We start from the raw sequence: 1,528 nt of genomic DNA, 5'->3' as shown, positions 1-1,528 counted from the left end.
GAAACGATTTCATTAACGTTTTGTTGTTCAGTTTTCAAGGTTCATTTAAAGTCGCTTTAACGGCAACTTTTATATTATAACAATAGTTACTTATTATGTCAACAATAATTATCTCTTTAAAAAGCAACTTTATTAAAGTGACATCCAATTTTTCATTATGTCAATTAGTTACTCATTTTTCCCAATAACAAAAATCAATAACTTTATTATTATATCAATACTATATTTCAAAGTCAATAAAATCTTTAATAATAATGCAACTTTAATTATTAATGGGTGTTTGCCAAACCTTTTTTTAAATACCTTAATACAAATTCAACAAAGGTCAGTAAATAACAGCAACCAGATAGCCTCAGACAACAAAATTATCGTACTTTATGATTGCTGATAGTACTATAAATCAATTAACAAATATAAAAAGAAGGCCATCCACTTTGTTGGCGGCCTCTTCAATCTTTATGTTTATGAGAATACTGCGATTTTACGTGCAATTGATTCTGTTAAACGAGATGCAACCTTTGGAACAGCCCATTTAATAACTGGAGTTAATACCGCACCTGACAATCCACCAGCATGGACTTCCACGGTACAAGTCATTTTTGTTTTCCCACTTATATCCTCTGCAGTAAAGTGACCGCTCCCTGTAAAATTATCAGATAAACCTTTAAGTTCAAACTTAATGTTTGAAGGTTCATTCCATTCGGTAATATCTACTTGTGCTTTTATTGTTTTTTTAATACCTTTTACGTTGCCTTCAAATGTCCAAATAGATTGTTTTTCGTTTATGATTTCATGTTCTTTATAGGCTGGTACTGTTGTAGCCCATTTTTCTAGATCACTGACATAATCCCAAACTGCTTGTACATCTGTTGGAATTTCTACTGTATGTGTGCCCGTTGCCATAATGATCCCCTCTTCCACTACGAATGAACTGCATATTACTTTTCCAAAAGTAATTATTACATAAATAACACAAATTTACATCACTAAATTTATTCTTATTTCTTCTTTCAATAAATTGATTTATGGAAGAATCACATTTCTCGGTGACTGCCGTCATATCACATCATTATTTAGAAGCTTCTTTATGTTATCTGGGCAAATGCAAATACAATGATTGTATGCGTCACACTATTGCGTCGTTATTTACTCACTATAATTATTATGTTAGTAAGAAATCTTCCTGTAATTTCCGCTTAAATGAGAGGGTTATAATTGTTAGAGCAGGTTAGAGACAGCTCACATCACTCTCCTATAAATATGGATATACTAGTAGATTGCGATGTAGATGATGGTTACCATTATAGGAGAACATCGAACCAAACCAAATGATCTAAAAGATTTAAGAGATAGCAATCATTGAAACTAATATCTCCCGTTGGGATGAAGTGAATTTAGTTAGAGAAAGGAGAGAATAAAGGCCCTTTTGTTTTTCAATCCTAATATATTTTATTCTCCTACTATTCTGCGAAGCGCGTTGCCCGTTTCAACTTAAGTCAAGCCCATGCTCATATTCAAAGTACATTGT

At 32.1% G+C, this 1,528-nt stretch carries 1 protein-coding gene; it reads right to left on the bottom strand.

All coding sequences use genetic code 11. The features are described from left to right. Positions 1 to 462: 462 nt before the first annotated feature. A complete protein-coding gene (locus CD33_RS00180; RefSeq protein ID WP_036196985.1) occupies positions 463 to 903 on the bottom strand; it encodes an SRPBCC family protein in 441 nt (146 codons plus the stop codon). Positions 904 to 1,528 lie beyond the last annotated feature (625 nt).

The organism is Ureibacillus sinduriensis BLB-1 = JCM 15800 (genome assembly GCF_000772955.1).
Taxonomy (GTDB): Bacteria; Bacillota; Bacilli; order Bacillales_A; family Planococcaceae; genus Ureibacillus; species Ureibacillus sinduriensis.
The sequence above is the reverse complement of the archived record's forward strand: the minus strand, read 5'-3'. Positions and strand labels throughout refer to the sequence as shown.

Coding starts and splice junctions, on each gene's coding strand:
- CD33_RS00180 (WP_036196985.1), bottom strand. CDS start 903: ATGGCAACGGGCACACATACAGTAGAAATTCCAACAGATGTACAAGCA.